Source organism: uncultured Tateyamaria sp. (genome assembly GCF_947503045.1).
Lineage (GTDB): Bacteria > Pseudomonadota > Alphaproteobacteria > Rhodobacterales > Rhodobacteraceae > Tateyamaria.
In genome coordinates, this window is the sequence record NZ_CANNCF010000001.1 from 1576379 (window position 1) to 1591993 (window position 15615).

At 61.2% G+C, this 15615-nt stretch carries 12 protein-coding genes and 1 tRNA gene; 4 read left to right on the forward strand and 9 right to left on the reverse strand.

What is annotated here, in order from left to right; all coding sequences use genetic code 11:
• The first annotated feature begins 103 nt into the window (after positions 1–103).
• Positions 104–1033: a Hint domain-containing protein gene (locus Q1A89_RS07935; RefSeq protein WP_299725726.1), complete on the forward strand. Its 930-nt coding sequence runs from the start codon at positions 104–106 to the stop codon at positions 1031–1033.
• Positions 1034–1054: 21 nt separating this feature from the next.
• On the opposite strand, the gene Q1A89_RS07940 is transcribed toward Q1A89_RS07935, so the two are convergent.
• The 9 genes from Q1A89_RS07940 to Q1A89_RS07980 form a co-directional block, all read right to left on the reverse strand.
• Entirely contained in the window at positions 1055–1291 is a 237-nt protein-coding gene (locus Q1A89_RS07940; RefSeq protein ID WP_299725729.1) for a DUF465 domain-containing protein, read from the reverse strand.
• Between the two features lie 10 nt (positions 1292–1301).
• Positions 1302–2198, reverse strand: coding sequence for a polyphosphate kinase 2 (gene ppk2 / locus Q1A89_RS07945; protein WP_299725732.1), 897 nt, complete (start codon positions 2196–2198; stop codon positions 1302–1304).
• 152 nt (positions 2199–2350) lie between these two features.
• Positions 2351–4249, reverse strand: a complete 1899-nt coding sequence (locus Q1A89_RS07950; protein WP_299725735.1) for a PhoX family phosphatase — start codon at positions 4247–4249, stop codon at positions 2351–2353.
• A gap of 235 nt (positions 4250–4484) precedes the next feature.
• A tRNA-Gly gene (locus Q1A89_RS07955) sits at positions 4485–4558 on the reverse strand.
• Between the two features lie 56 nt (positions 4559–4614).
• Positions 4615–5457 carry a class I SAM-dependent methyltransferase gene (locus tag Q1A89_RS07960; RefSeq protein WP_299725738.1) on the reverse strand — a complete coding sequence of 281 codons (843 nt, stop codon included), beginning with the start codon at positions 5455–5457 and terminating at the stop codon, positions 4615–4617.
• The gene (locus Q1A89_RS07965; protein ID WP_299725741.1) at positions 5454–7493 is read right to left on the reverse strand and encodes an ASKHA domain-containing protein; all 2040 of its coding nucleotides are present in this window, start codon (positions 7491–7493) and stop codon (positions 5454–5456) included. Before Q1A89_RS07965 ends, Q1A89_RS07960 begins: the two co-directional genes overlap by 4 nt.
• Positions 7494–7593: 100 nt before the next feature.
• Entirely contained in the window at positions 7594–8337 is a 744-nt protein-coding gene (locus Q1A89_RS07970; RefSeq protein WP_299725744.1) for a hypothetical protein, read from the reverse strand.
• Positions 8338–8449: 112 nt separating this feature from the next.
• Complete coding sequence (speB, locus tag Q1A89_RS07975; protein ID WP_299725747.1) at positions 8450–9403, reverse strand: agmatinase; 954 nt, start codon at positions 9401–9403, stop codon at positions 8450–8452.
• A complete protein-coding gene (locus Q1A89_RS07980) occupies positions 9387–10277 on the reverse strand; it encodes an acyl-CoA desaturase (RefSeq protein WP_299725750.1) in 891 nt (296 codons plus the stop codon). Before Q1A89_RS07980 ends, speB begins: the two co-directional genes overlap by 17 nt.
• 202 nt (positions 10278–10479) lie before the next feature.
• Between Q1A89_RS07980 and guaB the strand changes: the two genes are divergently transcribed.
• From guaB to Q1A89_RS07995, 3 genes are all read left to right on the forward strand, one after another.
• Positions 10480–11928 carry an IMP dehydrogenase gene (guaB, locus tag Q1A89_RS07985; protein WP_299725753.1) on the forward strand — a complete coding sequence of 483 codons (1449 nt, stop codon included), beginning with the start codon at positions 10480–10482 and terminating at the stop codon, positions 11926–11928.
• A 44-nt stretch (positions 11929–11972) separates the two neighbouring features.
• On the forward strand, positions 11973–13130 hold the full coding sequence (locus tag Q1A89_RS07990) for an RsmB/NOP family class I SAM-dependent RNA methyltransferase (RefSeq protein WP_299725756.1): 1158 nt from the start codon (positions 11973–11975) through the stop codon (positions 13128–13130).
• Between the two features lie 263 nt (positions 13131–13393).
• On the forward strand, positions 13394–15604 hold the full coding sequence (locus tag Q1A89_RS07995) for an ATP-binding protein (protein WP_299725759.1): 2211 nt from the start codon (positions 13394–13396) through the stop codon (positions 15602–15604).
• Positions 15605–15615 lie beyond the last annotated feature (11 nt).

Below are 15615 nucleotides of genomic sequence, written 5' to 3' on the forward strand. Positions count from 1 at the left end.
AAATCTATCTGTTTTTTGTCCTAAAATTGTCGGGGTTGTCGACCAGTATCATCTCAAAGGCGGCAGGCCGCTTCGGCCAAGCACGTCGCGATACAGGTACAATATGGCGATCTTCAACGAGCAGACCATCGCCGGAAACTATGATCCGGGCGCTTCGACGCTGCCGTTCACTGCGGTGATCGTGACGATGCAGATCAATGATGCCGATGATGATGGCGTCATTCGCGCCGATGGCGGCGATCAGATCAACGGCAGCAACGTCACCGCCGTCTGGGTGGGTGACACCGTCACCATTGATGGCGGCACGCCGATTTCCGGTGTGACGTTCTACACTGCCGATGGCAGCCGGTATTTTACACCTGATGATGGCACGGTGCTGGTTGACGGGACGGTCACGGCGCAGACGTTTGTAAACACTAGCACCCAGTTCCCGATTGGCGGTTTTGGCCCGCCCTGTTTTGTGGCGGGGACGCGGATCGCAGTGCCCGGCGGTCATGTCCGGGTCGAGGATCTGTCCATCGGCGATTATGTCGAAACCCGCGATCGTGGCCCCCAGCGCATCCGCTGGATCGGCACGCGCACCGTGGCCGGGCGTGGCGCCTTTGCGCCTGTGCGCATTCTATCCGGCGCGATTGGCAATCATGATACGCTGACCGTATCACCCCAGCACCGCATCCTGATCGATGACTGGCGCGCCCAGATGTATTTCGGCGACAACGAAGTGCTGGTGGCAGCACACATGCTGGTCGATGGCGACATGGTCCGCCACGTGCCCTGCGCGCGGGTGCGCTATGTCCATTTCATGTTCGAAGATCACCAGATTGTCACCGCCAACGGCCTGGCCTGCGAAAGCTTTCTGTTTGGCGACTACCTGTGCCACCCAACCAGCCCTTTACGGGCCGACATCGTCGCGCGGTTTCCGGAATTCGGCACAGATGGACCCGATATGCAGGCGGCGCGCCGCGTGCTGCGCGGGCACGAGGCGCAGGTGCTGCACCGGGTGCCGTCCATGCCGCTTGCCATCGCCTGCTGAGGCCCGCGGGCCTGAACGGCGTCAGGCCGACAGCATCGCAAACAGCTCGTCCTTCAACCGCATGCGGGTGCGACGCATCTCGCTCATGTGTTCGTCCGATGTGGGTTCGACATCTGTTTCGGCCCGATGCACATCGCGGTTCACGTTGTGGTATTCATCCGCCAGCCGCGCAAAATGCGCATCACTCTGGCGCAGGGCGGCTATCTTTTCTGCATGTTCGGGAAAGTCGCTGATCAGTTCGTGGGGTGTGTGTGCCATTGCTTTGCTTTCAACTGCGACGGTTGTTGGGATGAAGCGCGCGCGCCAGGATGTGTTCGGACTGGTGGATCAGCGTGTCGGCATGATGCACCAGCTTGTCATCCGGAGCCTGCGCGACCTCGGGGTCCTTGTCGGGATAGTTCAGCCCGCTGAGGAAGTGGCGCATGCAGTTCAGCCGCGCCCGTTTCTTGTCGTTTGAGCGTATGATCGTCCAGGGCGCATCAGCGGTGTTGGTGTAAAAGAACATCGCCTCCTTGGCCTCGGTATAGTCGTCCCATTTGTCGAGGCTGGCGCGGTCGATTGGCGACAGCTTCCATTGTTTCAGGGGGTCGGTTTCGCGCGCCTCGAACCGGCGTTTCTGTTCGTCCTGCGTGACTGAAAACCAGTATTTGAACAGGCGCGTGCCACTGCGGGTCAGCATCCGTTCAAACTCAGGCGTCTGGCGCATGAATTCGAGGTATTCGTTGGGCTCGCAAAAGCTCATCACCCGCTCGACCCCGGCGCGATTGTACCAGGACCGATCATAAAGAACGATCTCACCTGCGGTCGGCAGATGCTTGATATAACGCTGGAAAAACCACTGACCGCGTTCCTGTTCGGTGGGTTTGTTCAGCGCCACGACCCGGGCCGCACGCGGGTTGAGGTGTTCGGTGAACCGCTTGATCGTGCCCCCTTTGCCGGCGGCATCGCGCCCCTCGAACAACAGAACGAACCGCTGGCCAGTGTCCTGAATCCAGTGCTGCGCCTTGAGCAGTTCGACCTGCAGCGCAGCCTTCTGGCTTTCGTATTCGGACCGGCCCATCTTGTCCTTGTAGGGGTAAGAGCCGTGTTCAAAGGCGGCGACCTGCGCGGACAGGGCCGACGGGTCAGCCTCGGTCTGTGTCGTGGGGTTTGGGGTGTCGGTCATGAGCCCTCCTGATCTGCGTTGAGGGCAGTGATGCAAGGATCAGGCGCGGCCTGCCTTGATATGTGTCAAAAAGGGTCGGGAATGTCCCGCAGCCCACATGAAAACGGGCGCAACACGCGTGCGCCCGTTTCCCGTTGTTCATGTCCGCCAGATCAGCCGATCAGAGCCCCGTCATCCCGTTTGACCACCACAATGGACGAGCGCGGCAGCGACCCTTCGCCATCGGGGAACGGCGCGTCGGGGTGCTGGATGCCGACAAACATCGTGCGCTTGTCCGATGACCAGGTCAGCCCCGTCACTTCGGACCCGACCGGCCCGGTCAGAAAGCGGCGGATTTCGCCGGTGACCGGGTCGCCCGCGAGCATCTGGTTGTTGCCCATGCCTTCGAACTCGTCCTCGTTGCTGTCATCGCCATCGGTCTGGATCCACACGATGCCGGTGCTGTCAAACACCATCCCGTCGGGCGAGTTGAACATATTGCCTTCGTTGACGTTTGCCGAACCTGCATAAGGGCCTTCTTGCGTCTTGGGGTTACCGGCCATGACATAGAGATCCCATTCGAAGGTGTTCGAGGCATGGTTGTCGCCCGAGGGCCGCCAGCGCACGATCTGACCGAATTTGTTGGCCTCGCGCGGGTTGGGCCCGTTGGGCGAGGTGTCATCGCCCCCGGCATTGGGTTTGACGCCCCGGTTCTTGTTGTTGGTCAGGCAGCAATAGCCTTCGACCGCGCGCGGGTTCACCGCCACCCATTCGGGTCGGTCCATTGTGGTCGCGCCGACCTTGGAGGCGGCCATACGGCTGAACATGGCGATCTCGGCCTCGGTCATGTCGGTGGCGGCGGGGGTCAGGGCCACCCATTCGCCGGACATGTCGGTGTTGAACTTGGCCACGGAGAGCTGGCCTTCGCTCAGCAGGGTCGAGGTATCGCCACCGGGCACGTATTTGTCACGGCTGAGCCATTTGTACATGAACTCGCCCCGCTCATCATCGCCCATGTAGATGACGACGCGCCCATCAGGGGCCAACGCATAGGCCGCGTTCTCATGTTTGAACCGTCCCAGCGCCGTGTGTTTGACCGGTGTGCTGTCCGGGTCAGCGGGGTCGATTTCGACGATATAGCCCACGCGGTGGGGTTCGTTCGGGTTCTTGCTGACGTCAAAGCGGGCGTCCCACTTGTGATAGTCATAGCCCCATCCGTCTTCGTTGACGCCGTAGCGGGTGTAGCCTGCAGCCAGCACGTCGTCCGTGGGCAACCCTTCGGTGGCGCCGAAATAGCCGTTAAAGTTTTCTTCGCAGGTCAGATACGTGCCCCAGGGCGTGCGACCTGCACCGCAGTTGTTCATGGTGCCAAGCGAGGCCGTGCCGGTCGGGTCAGCTTCGGTCTTCATCAGGTCGTGACCGGCGGCGGGGCCGTCGATGACCATCGGCGTGTTGTGGTGAATGCGGCGGTTGTAGGGGCTGTCGACGACAACTTCCCAGCCGTCTGGGCCTTCGGCGACTTCCATCACCGTGACACCCTGCAATTGCTGCAACAGCACCACGTCTTCGGCTGAGGCGGGTGTGCCATCTTCGTTGTTGGGCAGGTTTTCCTTGCGGTTGGCATATTCGCTGTTCACCGCGATCAACTCGCGGCCGCTGCCGATGTTGAACAGTTCCATCCCGTCGGTGTTTTCGCCAAACACACGGTCTGATCCGGCTGACGGGACACCATTGGCGGGGTCAAAGGCAGGCGCGTCGGAAAACAGCGGATCGCCCCAGCGCACCAGTACGTCCCAGTTGTAGCCCTCGGGCACGTGGACGGTTGAGTCTGTCTGGATCGGCACTTGTGCAAAGGCAAAGCGGTCGGATTGTCCGGCCATCGCCGTTGTCCCCTTGAGCATCGCCGTGCCCATCACCGCAGCCCCCGATCCAAAGGCCAGCACGCCGCCCATGAACCCGCGCCGTGAAATCGCTTCTTCGACCACCTCGTCAAATCCTTGCACATCGGGGCGGGGGAAGTTCATCTCGTCCCAGTCGTCGGGGGACATTTCGTGCAGGGGAATATCTTTCATGGTCGGCTCCATTGCTTGAGTATGAGTCGGGCTGTGGCAGTCGCGCCGCAGAGGCGCTTGAAGATTGGTTAACCAATCAACTCAAAAGAATTGTGACAGATGGGCCACCTTGCACAGAATTATGATTCAACCACAGGTTTTTCGGCGAAGTCGTGCCGATGAAGCAGGAGGATGGGACGCTGTTTGGGGCCACGCTGATCACGGTTTGAAGCATGGTCTTGTGTGCCGGGGTGTCTGGAGCGGGTAACGAGAATCGAACTCGTAACTAAAGCTTGGGAAGCTGCCGTGATACCTTTTCACCATACCCGCCGCTGCTTTTCGAGATAGGCAGGGCCGCGCGCGGCGTCAAGCGGATTTGCGTGAGGCTATGCTGTTGTGCGGGCCTGATAGAGATTGATCAGGGCCGGGATTTCGACACCTGTCGCGCCTGCGAATTTGGCGTAGCGGTCCATGACGGCTTCGATCAGCCGCGCGCGGTCAGCATCGCTGGCCTCGAACTGACGCAGGGCCCGTTCTGCAGGGCCGATCTGGCACAAAAGCTCGGCCACAGCGCGCAAGTCACCGGGTGGTGTGAGATGCAGGCGGTGCTCTTTGCAGGTGACATCCGTCAACCCAGCCTTTGTCAGCATCGGTGTAATCCGCGAGCTGTCTTCAAAGGCGAAGGGGCCGGGCAGGGTACGGTCCATCTTTTCCATCGGGCCAAAGACGTCCTTGGCGGCGGCGGCGGCCTCCATGAAATATGGGTTTTGCGGGGCTGGGCCCCAGGCAGCAAAGGTCAGTGGCGCGCCCGGGGTCAGGGCGCGGGCGATATTTGCAAAGGCGGCGGTTGTGTCGGCAAAGAACATCACGCCAAAGCGCGAAATCATCACGTCATAGCGGCCCGCCTCAAAGGCATGGGTTTGTGCGTCGGCCTTGAGGCAATCCGTATTTGGATGGTCCTGCAGCCGTGCGCGGGCCAAGGCCAGCATCGTGTCCGAAATATCAAGTCCGGTGACATGGCCGTCGGGTCCGACTGCGTCGGCCGCCTGCGCCACACTGGCCCCGGTGCCGCTGCCCACGTCCAAAACGCGCGCACCCGCCGGCAGGGCCGCATGGTTCAGCACAAGATCAAGGACCGGCTGCAACAGCGTGTCCATCTGCGCCTGCTGGGCCACCCATTTGTCGCCCGCGTCGCCTGCCCAGAACTCTTCCTGATCCGCGTTGCTCATGCGCGCCGCCGCCTGCGTCGCCCGCCGCTCTCGTCACCGCCGCCTGCGTTAAAGCTGACATTGGGCAGCGTGACGATGGAGTTGAGGATCGGGAAAGGGTCGGCGGAATTGGGGATTGCCGAGGCATTCACGAAATGCTCCTGAAAGCGCGGCTCGATGGCCGTTTCGACCTTGTGGATGCGGTGCACCGTTTGTTCGATCTCGCCCCGTGCGTCGCGGTTGAGCAAAGCAATGCGCGCACCGGTGCCAGCGGCGTTGCCAGCCGAGGTGACTTTGTCCAGCGGTGCGTCCGGGATCATGCCCAGCACCATCGCGTGTTTAGGTGAGATATGCGCGCCAAAGGCCCCGGCCAGCACAACCCGGTCCACGCTGTCCACACCGAACTTGTCCATCAGCAGGCGTGCCCCGGAATAGAGCGCGGCCTTGGCCATCTGGATGGCGCGGATGTCGGGGTTGGTGATGCTGATCAGCGGACCACCGGTGGCGGTGCCGTCATGCAGGACGTAGGAATGGGTGCGCCCATCCGCGATGCAGCGGGACGTTCCGGTCTGAGTTGCACTTCCGATCAGACCCGAGGCGTCCAGCAGCCCGGCAAGGCGCATCTCGGCAATCGCCTCGATGATGCCAGAGCCACAAATCCCGGTGATGCCCGAGGCGGCGGCAGCGTCTGCAAAGCCGTCCTCGTCCGACCACGCATCGACCCCGATGATGCGAAAACGGGGTTCCTTGGTTGCCGGGTCAATCTCGACCCGTTCGATGGCACCGGGGGCTGCGCGTTGGCCAGCAGTGATCTGCGCGCCCTCAAAGGCCGGACCCGTGGGCGAGGAACAGGCCAGCACCTTTTCGCGGTTGCCCAGCAGGATTTCAGCATTGGTGCCCACATCGACCACGAGGACGAGGTCTTCGGACTTGTCTGGCGCTTCGCTCAGTGCCACCGCGGCGGCGTCGGCACCCACATGGCCTGCGATGCAAGGCAGCAGGTAGACGCGCGCCGAGGGATGGATATTGAGGTTGAGATCATCCGCGCGCAACCGGATCGACCCGGACGTGGCCAGTGCAAAGGGGGCCTGACCCAGCTCGAACGGATCAATGCCAAGCAGAAGGTGGTGCATGACCGGGTTGCACACGAAGACCGCATCCACGATCAGCCGCTTGTCGACCTGTCCTTCGGTTGCGATCTGGGTGATTAGCGACACCATGCCTTCGCGCACCGCTTGGGTCATTTCCTGCGCGCCGCCGGGGTTCATCATTCCGTAGCTCACCCGGCTCATCAGATCTTCGCCAAAGCGGATCTGCGGGTTCATGATACCCGACGAGGCAACCACCTCGCCCGAGAGCAGGTCGCACAGGTGGCCCGCGATAGTGGTCGAGCCCAGATCGACGGCCAGCCCATAGACGGTACCTTCGTAGTAACCGGGCCAGATATGCATGATGCGGGGTGCGTTTTCGGCGTCCCCCAGGTGGATGGCCACGGTGACCTTCCAGTCGCCCTTGCGTAAGGTTGGTTGCAGGGCCTGCAGAATGTGCAGATCGGCGTGAATGTTCTTAATGTCCCACTCGGCCTCGAGTGCACGCACCAGCCGTTCAAGATCACCCGAGGGTTCGTGCATGTCGGGCTCTTCCACCTCGACATAATAAAGCTTGGTTGAGGGGTTGATGGTGATGTCACGCGCCTCTGCGCGTTTGCGCACAACCTGCTTGTGCACCTGGCTTTCGGGGGGGACGTCGATGACCACATCGCGCTGTACGGTGGCCTGACAGCCCAGACGGCGGCCTTCGATCAGTCCGCGCTTGGATTTGTATCGCTCTTCGACCGCGTTCCAGTCCGACAAAGCGTCCGGGGCAACGGTGACGCCGTGTTTGGCAAACTCGCCCAGGCCCGGCGTGATCTGGCATTTGGAACAGATGCCCCGTCCGCCACAGACCGAATCCAGATCAACGCCAAGCTGGCGCGCCGCCGTCAGGATCGGGGTGCCAACGGGGAAATGCCCGCGCTTGCCGGACGGGGTAAAGACGATAAGCGGATCGTTAGACATACATGACCTCTGCGTGACGCTGTCCCGCAGCATAGGGCCATGGCGCCTGGACGAAAGCGCAAATACGTCATGTCAAAGTCACTGCCCGCCGGAATTCCGGTTATCCCGCCGGAACCGTCACTCCGACGGCTTTCAAGGCCTTTTTCAGCAGATCGTTCAGGTTCTTTTTCTGCATCGACGTGATAAAGGACTGGTTGGTTTTTCGGATGGGCTGGACCCGGGTGCGCTCCGCCTTTGCGTTGGCGATGATTTTGTTGTTTGCCCGGTTGATCCGCTTGATCGGCGAACTCAGATTGGTGAACTTGAGCAGAAAGGCCATTGCGGCCGTCTTGGCACTGCCTTCGGGCGCGATCAGCAGTGTTGCCTTGGCAACCTTTATGCCGCGCTCATGTATGACCAGCAGGTTCTTGTAGATCTTCAACTGCTTGCCTGCGACCGCAATCAACGCACCGCAATACCCGATCCGCTCTTCCAGTTTCTTGTCATATTGCTGGAGGGCCCAGAGATAGTTGTCGCGCGTGCTCTTGGCCTCTTTGCTGCCTTCGCCGTGCGTATCAAGTGCTTTGGCCCATTTGGTCCAATACTTCAGCGTGTCATATTCGACTTTCGGGTAACTTGCTGTTGCTGCCGCTTCTGTTGCCGAGGCCCGGGCGTTCAGGGTTTTGTAAAGCTTCTTGGTTTCCTTGTCGCCGAGGCCCACCAGTTTTTCCAGCGCGCTCACGTCATGCGGATCAATCTTTGTCGCGTCCAGAACTGTTGTGATTGACGATGTCAGGGCCTTTGCCTTGCCGAAATAGTCATGTGCTTTGGTCAATTTATCGATGGTGTCAAAAATATCTGCCATGGTTGCAGTGTCCTAAAAATAAGTACGTTTAAATGCCTCAAGCATACTTGAATCAGGCGAAATTTTCAACTTTGGCAGAGGTGAAGCAGCCGTCGCGTGGGCTACATTTCGCCTACATCCCTCGGGCGAGAAACACGAACCCCAACAGGTTCATCAAGACTTGTGCCGCGAGGATCGCGGTGCTTCCCGTCGGGTCGTATTCCGGGGCGACTTCGACCAGATCAATGCCCAAAATGTGATGGCGCTGTGCCACGATCTGCAGCATCTCGAGCACGTCATAGTAGAGGAACCCGCCATGGCTGGGCGTGCCCGTGCCCGGCGCAATCGAGGGGCAGAAGGCGTCAATGTCGATGGTGATATAGACCCGCGCGCCCGCTGGGATGTGGTTGATCACACCACGTGCGCCCAGATCGCGCGCCTGACGTACGGATATGATGTCCGAGCCCATGGCGCGCGCGTCTTCATAGCCTTCGCGCGCGGTGGAGCTGACATTGCGGATCCCGACCTGGGTGAGGCCGGTGACATAGTCGCACTCGGCCGCGCGCCGCATCGGGTTGCCGTGGCCGTGGCGCACGCCATGGCGTTCGTCCACAAAATCCAGATGCGCGTCGATCTGCAGGATGTGGATGTCGCCCTGATCGTCAAAGGCGCGGATGCAGGGGATGTTGATCGAATGATCCCCGCCGATGGTGACGGGCAGCGCGCCGGAGGCGAGGGCTGCGCGCACGCCTGTCTCGATGTTGCGGTGCGACCCTTCCGTGTCGGTGTGGATGATGTCCGCATCGCCCATATCCACGATCCGCACTGTGTTTGGAAGGTAGGTTATATCGTCTTCGTGATCATAGGCCCCGCCGTGGCCAAAGCTGAACAGGGTCGATGCCTCGCGCACCGCGCGCGGCCCGAACCGCGCACCCGAGCGCCATTGCGTGCCCGCATCAAAGGGCGCGCCAAGGATCGCGACATCCGCATCCAGACTGTCCCAATCCTCGACATAAGGGCGTTTGCCAAAGGTCGAGATGCCGACAAAGGGCAGGTTCAGGCGGCCGGTGTCATAGGTGTTGGTCATAAGGTCGAACCATGCCCGTGCGTGCGCCTGTGCCGCAAGCCCCATTCTGGACGCGCGTCAGTCCCCGCCGATCCGGTTCTGCCCCCGGTGTCTTGACGTCCCAGGCCAGCCTGCAGGCTGCCAGCACAGAGATCAGCCAGAAGCCCGGGTCGGTCTGGCCGGGCTCCACACCGAGGCGGGCGGAGTAGGGGAAGGCGTGGTGGTTGCCATGCCAGTTCTCGCCACAGGTCACGAGCCCGCAACCCGGCACGTTGAACCCCTGTACAGGCAGGCCCGCAATGACCCAGCCCTGATGTCCGCACCGGTGGGCGACATGGCCAATCCACCAATGACCGACCAGCGAGACAAAGATACGCAAGCTGATGCCCCAGAGGACCCATGCCCAGCCGCCAAAGGCAAACAGCACCAGGGCAACGGGCAGGTTCTGCAATATCCAGGTGCGCTCCATCCATATGTAAACCGGGTCCTCGGCCACACGACGCTCGGGGACAAAGCGCGGCGGATGCGTCAGGTCATAGCGGCAAGAGAGCTGCCACCACGCGTCGCGAAACCATCCGGCGCGATGGGCGGGATGGTCCGGGCACGTCTCTTGCCGTTGGTGCCAGTCCCGCATGTCGTGGGTTCGGATCATGCCAACTGGTCCGGCCATCCCGACAAGGCTGCCCAGCCACACCAGGACATATTCGATCAGGCGGTGTGTTTCAAAACTGCGATGGATCAGCAGACGGTGCATGCCCACCGAATGGCCTGCGCAGACGGTGAGACCCGTCAGCACCAGAAAGACGGCCGCAGCGTCCCAGCTAGGGAAAACCACGATGCCGATTATCCCCAGAATGCCGTGGCTGGCGAGCCATAGCGCCTTGGGTGTGTCCACTCGTATGACCCCGCGCATGTTGCAAGTGTCCGCGTGCGCGAACACGCGTTCGGTGTCGTTAAATGGGGTCGTTTGCGTGGGCGTTTTGCAGTTCATGTACGGCAACGTGGCGCGTCCCATTCAGGCGCGCAATAGGGCTTTCCATTTTTGCCCGCCCGTGAAATACGAAATCGTCAAACGAACCCTCCCCAAGGAGACCCCCATGGAGATTCGCGAGGCGCTTACCTTTGATGACGTACTGCTTGTTCCGGCTGCATCCAGCGTGCTGCCAAGCACCGCTGACACCCGCACACGGGTCACCCGCGCCATTGCGCTGAACATTCCGCTGCTCAGCTCTGCCATGGACACGGTGACCGAGGCGCGCATGGCCATTGCCATGGCGCAGGCGGGGGGCATGGGCGTGGTGCATCGCAACCTCGATATCGAGGAACAGGCCCGCGAAATCCGTCGCGTAAAACGGTTCGAGAGCGGTATCGTCTACAATCCCATCACCCTGCGCCCCGACCAGACTTTGGCTGATGCCAAGGCGTTGCAGGACCGCTACCGCGTGACAGGCTTTCCGGTGGTGGATGAAAAGGGCCGTGTGCTGGGCATCGTGACCAACCGCGACATGCGATTTGCCTCGGATGATGCAACGCCTGTGTCCGTCATGATGACCACGGATAACCTTGCAATCCTGCACGAACCTGCTGACCGGGACGAGGCGATCAGCCTGATGAAATCCCGCCGTATCGAAAAACTGCTGGTGACGGACGGGACGGGCAAGCTGACCGGGCTGTTGACCCTCAAGGACACAGAACAGGCTGTGCTGAACCCGACCGCTTGCAAGGACTCTCTGGGCCGTTTGCGTGTTGCGGCTGCATCGACTGTGGGCGATGCCGGGTTTGAGCGGGCCGAGGCGCTGGTTGATGCGGGCGTCGATATGATTGTGATCGACACGGCCCATGGCCATTCCGAAGGGGTGGCCCATGCCGTCCGGCGCGCCAAGTCCCTGTCCAACGAAGTGCAGATTGTCGCCGGGAACGTCGCCACCGGCGCCGCCACCCGCGCTCTGATCGACGCAGGCGCAGATGCGATCAAGGTGGGCATTGGCCCCGGGTCCATCTGCACCACACGCATGGTGGCAGGCGTGGGTGTGCCGCAACTGACGGCCATCATGGATTGCGCCGCTGCGGCCGGTGATGTGCCAGTGATCGCCGATGGCGGCATCAAGTTCTCGGGCGATTTTGCCAAGGCCATCGCAGCGGGCGCGTCCTGCGCCATGGTTGGCTCGATGATCGCAGGCACGGATGAATCCCCAGGCGAGGTGATCCTGTACCAAGGCCGCAGCTTCAAATCCTACCGCGGCATGGGCAGCATGGGCGCAATGGCGAACGGTTCGGCAGATCGCTATTTCCAGAAGGACGCCGCAAGCGACAAGCTGGTGCCCGAAGGGATCGAAGGTCAGGTGCCCTACAAGGGTCCTGCTGGCACAGTCATCCACCAGCTGGTCGGGGGCTTGCGCGCGGCGATGGGCTATACCGGTTGTGCAACGGTCGACGAGATGCGCCAGAACTGCGATTTCGTGAAGATCACCGGCGCGGGCCTCAAGGAAAGCCATGTGCATGATGTTCAGATCACACGTGAATCGCCGAACTATCGGATCATGTGATTTTTCAGCATGTTGTGCGCTGTTCCTCATGTAAAGTGTAACCGGTGACACCCGGCGCACGCATCGCAGCGGCGATCGATCTGCTTGATCAGATCCAGGCAGGTCAACCTGCGGAGCAGGCCCTGACGCGCTGGGCGCGGTCCAGCCGCTTTGCCGGTTCAGGCGACCGCGCTGCGATCCGCGACTATGTATACGACGCTTTGCGCCATTGGCGCAGCGATGCCTGCCGGGGTGGCGGTGTCTCTGGCCGGGCGCGCATGATCGGACGGTTGCGTGATCAGGGAGATGACATCGCAGCACTCTTTGACGGTGTCGGCCACGCGCCACCGCCTCTCAGCCCCGAAGAGATGGCGGCGGGCCACCCACCCGCGACCGAAGGCGATGTCTGGGACCTGCCGGACTGGCTGGTGGACGCCTTCAAAGCCTCTCTTGATCCGCAGGCCGAGCCCACAGCACAAGCCCTCACCGAACGCGCGCCCGTAACATTGCGAGTGAACACGACGAAAACCGACCGGGCGACGGTGCAGGCACAATTGAAGGCCGAAGGCGTCGAAACGACGAATAACCCACGCGCCGATACGGCCCTGAGCATCACGCAAGGCCCGCGCCGCTTGCGCAATGCGCCGAGCTATCTCAACGGTCTGGTCGAGCTTCAGGACGGCTCCAGCCAGGCGGCGATGGCCGGGATCGACGGCACCGGGACGGCGCTGGATTTCTGTGCCGGTGGCGGCGGGAAATCGCTGGCGCTGGCGGTCGCCGGGTGGCGCGTGACCGCCCATGATATCGAGGCCGGGCGCATGCGCGATTTGCCAAACCGGGCGCAACGCGGTGGTCATCAGATCGCGATTTGCCCACCCGAAGAGATTGGCACAGCGGGCCTGTTTGATTTGGTCCTGTGTGATGCGCCCTGTTCGGGGGCTGGCACGTGGCGGCGCGCGCCCGAGGCCAAGTGGGCGCTGACCCCGGACCGGCTGCAGACCTTGATGGCGATGCAAGTGCAGGTGCTGGACGCAGCTGTTGCGCATGTGGGGCAGGGCGGGCGGCTGATCTATGCGACCTGCTCGGTGCTCAAAGAGGAAAACGAACAGCAGGTTGATGCGTTTTTGTCCCGTCATTCCGGCTGGCGTCTTGCGCATGTTCAGACCTGGCCTGTGGATGCCTGGGGCGACGGATTCTTTGTCGCGCATCTGGGGCGTGGCTGAGGCCTCATTTTTTTCGCGACCACAACCTAAAGTTTAAAGACATTCGCATAAGTTGTGCTACAGTTGATCCCGCGCGGGTCGATTTTGCGCGGGATTTAAGGGCTGGTTAACCGTTTTGACTGCAAAAGAGGCAGAACGAATCGATAAAGATGAGGTGTTCGGTGACTGACAGTGCGCTTTCCCAAAGCCGACTTTCGCAAGTAGCACAGGCAGGGTCATATCGCGCACTTGGATTGTTGGCGGGCGCTGTCCTCTTTGGCGTCATGGCAATCCTCGCACCGGCCCCCCTTGTTCAACTGGGTTTGGCGGCAGCCTCACTTGCCCTTATGGGGCTTGGATTTGCAGTCACGATGACTGCCCGACGGATGCGCACGCAAAGCGATCTGGTCATGCAGGCGGTCGCGTCTTTCATTGAAAAAGATGGCTCGCCCAGTTTTGTCTGTACGATGGACGGCGAGGTCGTGCGCGCGAATGCAGCAGCCCGCAAGATGTTCTCGACACGGCGTGGTGAAACACTGGCGGGCACGCTGCGCAACACGTTTGCCAATCCCGGCGGCATCATTTTCCGACTGCAAACCGCCGCCAAGTCCGAAGATGGCGCGGCCCGCGAGGATATCGTGACGCGGAAGGGCTATATGCGTCTGGCTGTCCATGCGCTTGAGGGCGAGCGGCAGTTGTGGCGTCTTGAGGCGGTTGCCGATACCGGGCAGGGCCGCGGGTCTGATGGTCCGAGCCTGCCGATGGTGATGATCGGCCGCACCGGCGCTGTCCTCTATATGAACGAGGGCGCGCGCAGCCTGATCGGATCACGCTCGAAATCGCTGGATGCGATTTTTGACGAACTGCCGCCGCGCTATGGGGCAACCAACCAGATCACAACCTCCGAAGGGCAGATGAACGTTCTGGCCACCAAGGTTGATGCGGGGGCAGGACGAACGGCGATTTACCTCCTCCCCCCGGGCGAGGGAGACGCACAAGATGCGTCCGCGACCTGGTCCTCGTTCGAAGACCTGCCCGTGCCCCTTGTTCGCTTTTCTCCCGACGGGCATGTGCGCAAGTTCAACCGCAAGGGCGCTGATCTGATTGGCGCGGAACTGGCAGAAGGCATACATATTTCGACCCTGATGGAGGGCTTGGGGCGACCAATCACCGATTGGCTTGATGAAACCGTCTCGGGCCGTGCGGTCCAGCAATCCGAATTCCTGCGCCTGAAACGCACTGACAAGGAAATGTTTGTGCAGGTCGCCCTGAACCGGATGACCGATCAGGACGAAACCTCGATTGTGGCGGTGCTGGCGGATGCGACTGAACTGAAAACACTCGAAGCGCAATTTGTGCAAAGCCAGAAAATGCAGGCTATTGGCCAGTTGGCGGGTGGTGTTGCGCATGATTTCAACAACCTGCTCACCGCGATTTCTGGGCATTGCGATCTTTTGCTGCTGCGCCATGACCAGGGCGATCCCGACTACAGCGATCTGGTGCAGATCAACCAGAACGCCAATCGCGCCGCCGCGCTTGTCGGGCAATTGCTGGCCTTTTCGCGCAAACAGACGCTGCGCCCCGAAGAGCTTGATCTGCGCGACACCATGTCCGACCTCACCCATCTGCTGAACCGCCTTGTCGGGGAAAAGGTGCGTCTTTCGCTGTCCCATGATCCGGTGCTGAAACCGATCCGTGCCGACAAACGTCAGCTTGAACAGGTGCTGATGAATCTCGTGGTGAACGCGCGCGATGCCATGCCCGATGGCGGCGAGATCGAGATTGAAACTGAATGCGTGACCCTGAAAGAACCGCTTGAGCGTGATCGCGTCACAGTACCTGTTGGCGATTATGTCTGCTTGCGGGTGATCGATGCCGGCATGGGCATTCCGGCGGACAAACTGCAAAAGGTGTTCGAGCCATTCTACACCACCAAACGGACGGGCGAGGGCACTGGGCTTGGATTGTCGACGGCCTACGGGATCGTCAAGCAGACCGGTGGGTTTATCTTTGTGGACAGCACCTTGGGCGAGGGAACCTGTTTTTCCATCATGTTCCCGGTCCTCGAGCGCAATGCCTCAACCCCCGTCAAAGCCCCCAAGATCGAAGCCAAGGTCGAGCCCAAGCACGGGGACGGTGTGATCCTGTTGGTGGAGGACGAAGCACCTGTACGGGCCTTCGCCAGCCGCGCTCTGCGCCTGCGCGGTTACACTGTGCTTGAGGCCGAATCCGCCGAAGCCGCATTGAAAACGCTTGAAGATGAAAGCCTGAGCGTCGACTTGTTCGTTACGGACGTGGTCATGCCAGGCAAGGATGGCCCAAGCTGGGTGCGAGAAGCGCTCAAGGAACGGCCCGAGGTGCGTGTGGTGTTTGTATCCGGCTATGCCGAAGACCGCCTGAATAATCAGCAGGACAGCATTCCGAATTCCGTGTTCCTGCCCAAGCCGTTCTCTCTCAACGATCTGGCTGAAACGGTGCACCGACAACTGCACTGATGGCGCGTGCG

Excerpts from the sequence above, each read along its gene's own strand:
- Q1A89_RS07995 (WP_299725759.1), top strand. The coding sequence starts at position 13,394 with ATGGCAATCCTCGCACCGGCCCCCCTTGTTCAACTGGGTTTGGCGGCA.
- Q1A89_RS07965 (WP_299725741.1), bottom strand. The coding sequence starts at position 7,493 with ATGTCTAACGATCCGCTTATCGTCTTTACCCCGTCCGGCAAGCGCGGG.
- Q1A89_RS07970 (WP_299725744.1), bottom strand. The coding sequence starts at position 8,337 with ATGGCAGATATTTTTGACACCATCGATAAATTGACCAAAGCACATGAC.
- speB (WP_299725747.1), bottom strand. The coding sequence starts at position 9,403 with ATGACCAACACCTATGACACCGGCCGCCTGAACCTGCCCTTTGTCGGC.
- Q1A89_RS07950 (WP_299725735.1), bottom strand. The coding sequence starts at position 4,249 with ATGAAAGATATTCCCCTGCACGAAATGTCCCCCGACGACTGGGACGAG.
- ppk2 (WP_299725732.1), bottom strand. The coding sequence starts at position 2,198 with ATGACCGACACCCCAAACCCCACGACACAGACCGAGGCTGACCCGTCG.
- Q1A89_RS07960 (WP_299725738.1), bottom strand. The coding sequence starts at position 5,457 with ATGAGCAACGCGGATCAGGAAGAGTTCTGGGCAGGCGACGCGGGCGAC.
- guaB (WP_299725753.1), top strand. The coding sequence starts at position 10,480 with ATGGAGATTCGCGAGGCGCTTACCTTTGATGACGTACTGCTTGTTCCG.
- Q1A89_RS07940 (WP_299725729.1), bottom strand. The coding sequence starts at position 1,291 with ATGGCACACACACCCCACGAACTGATCAGCGACTTTCCCGAACATGCA.
- Q1A89_RS07935 (WP_299725726.1), top strand. The coding sequence starts at position 104 with ATGGCGATCTTCAACGAGCAGACCATCGCCGGAAACTATGATCCGGGC.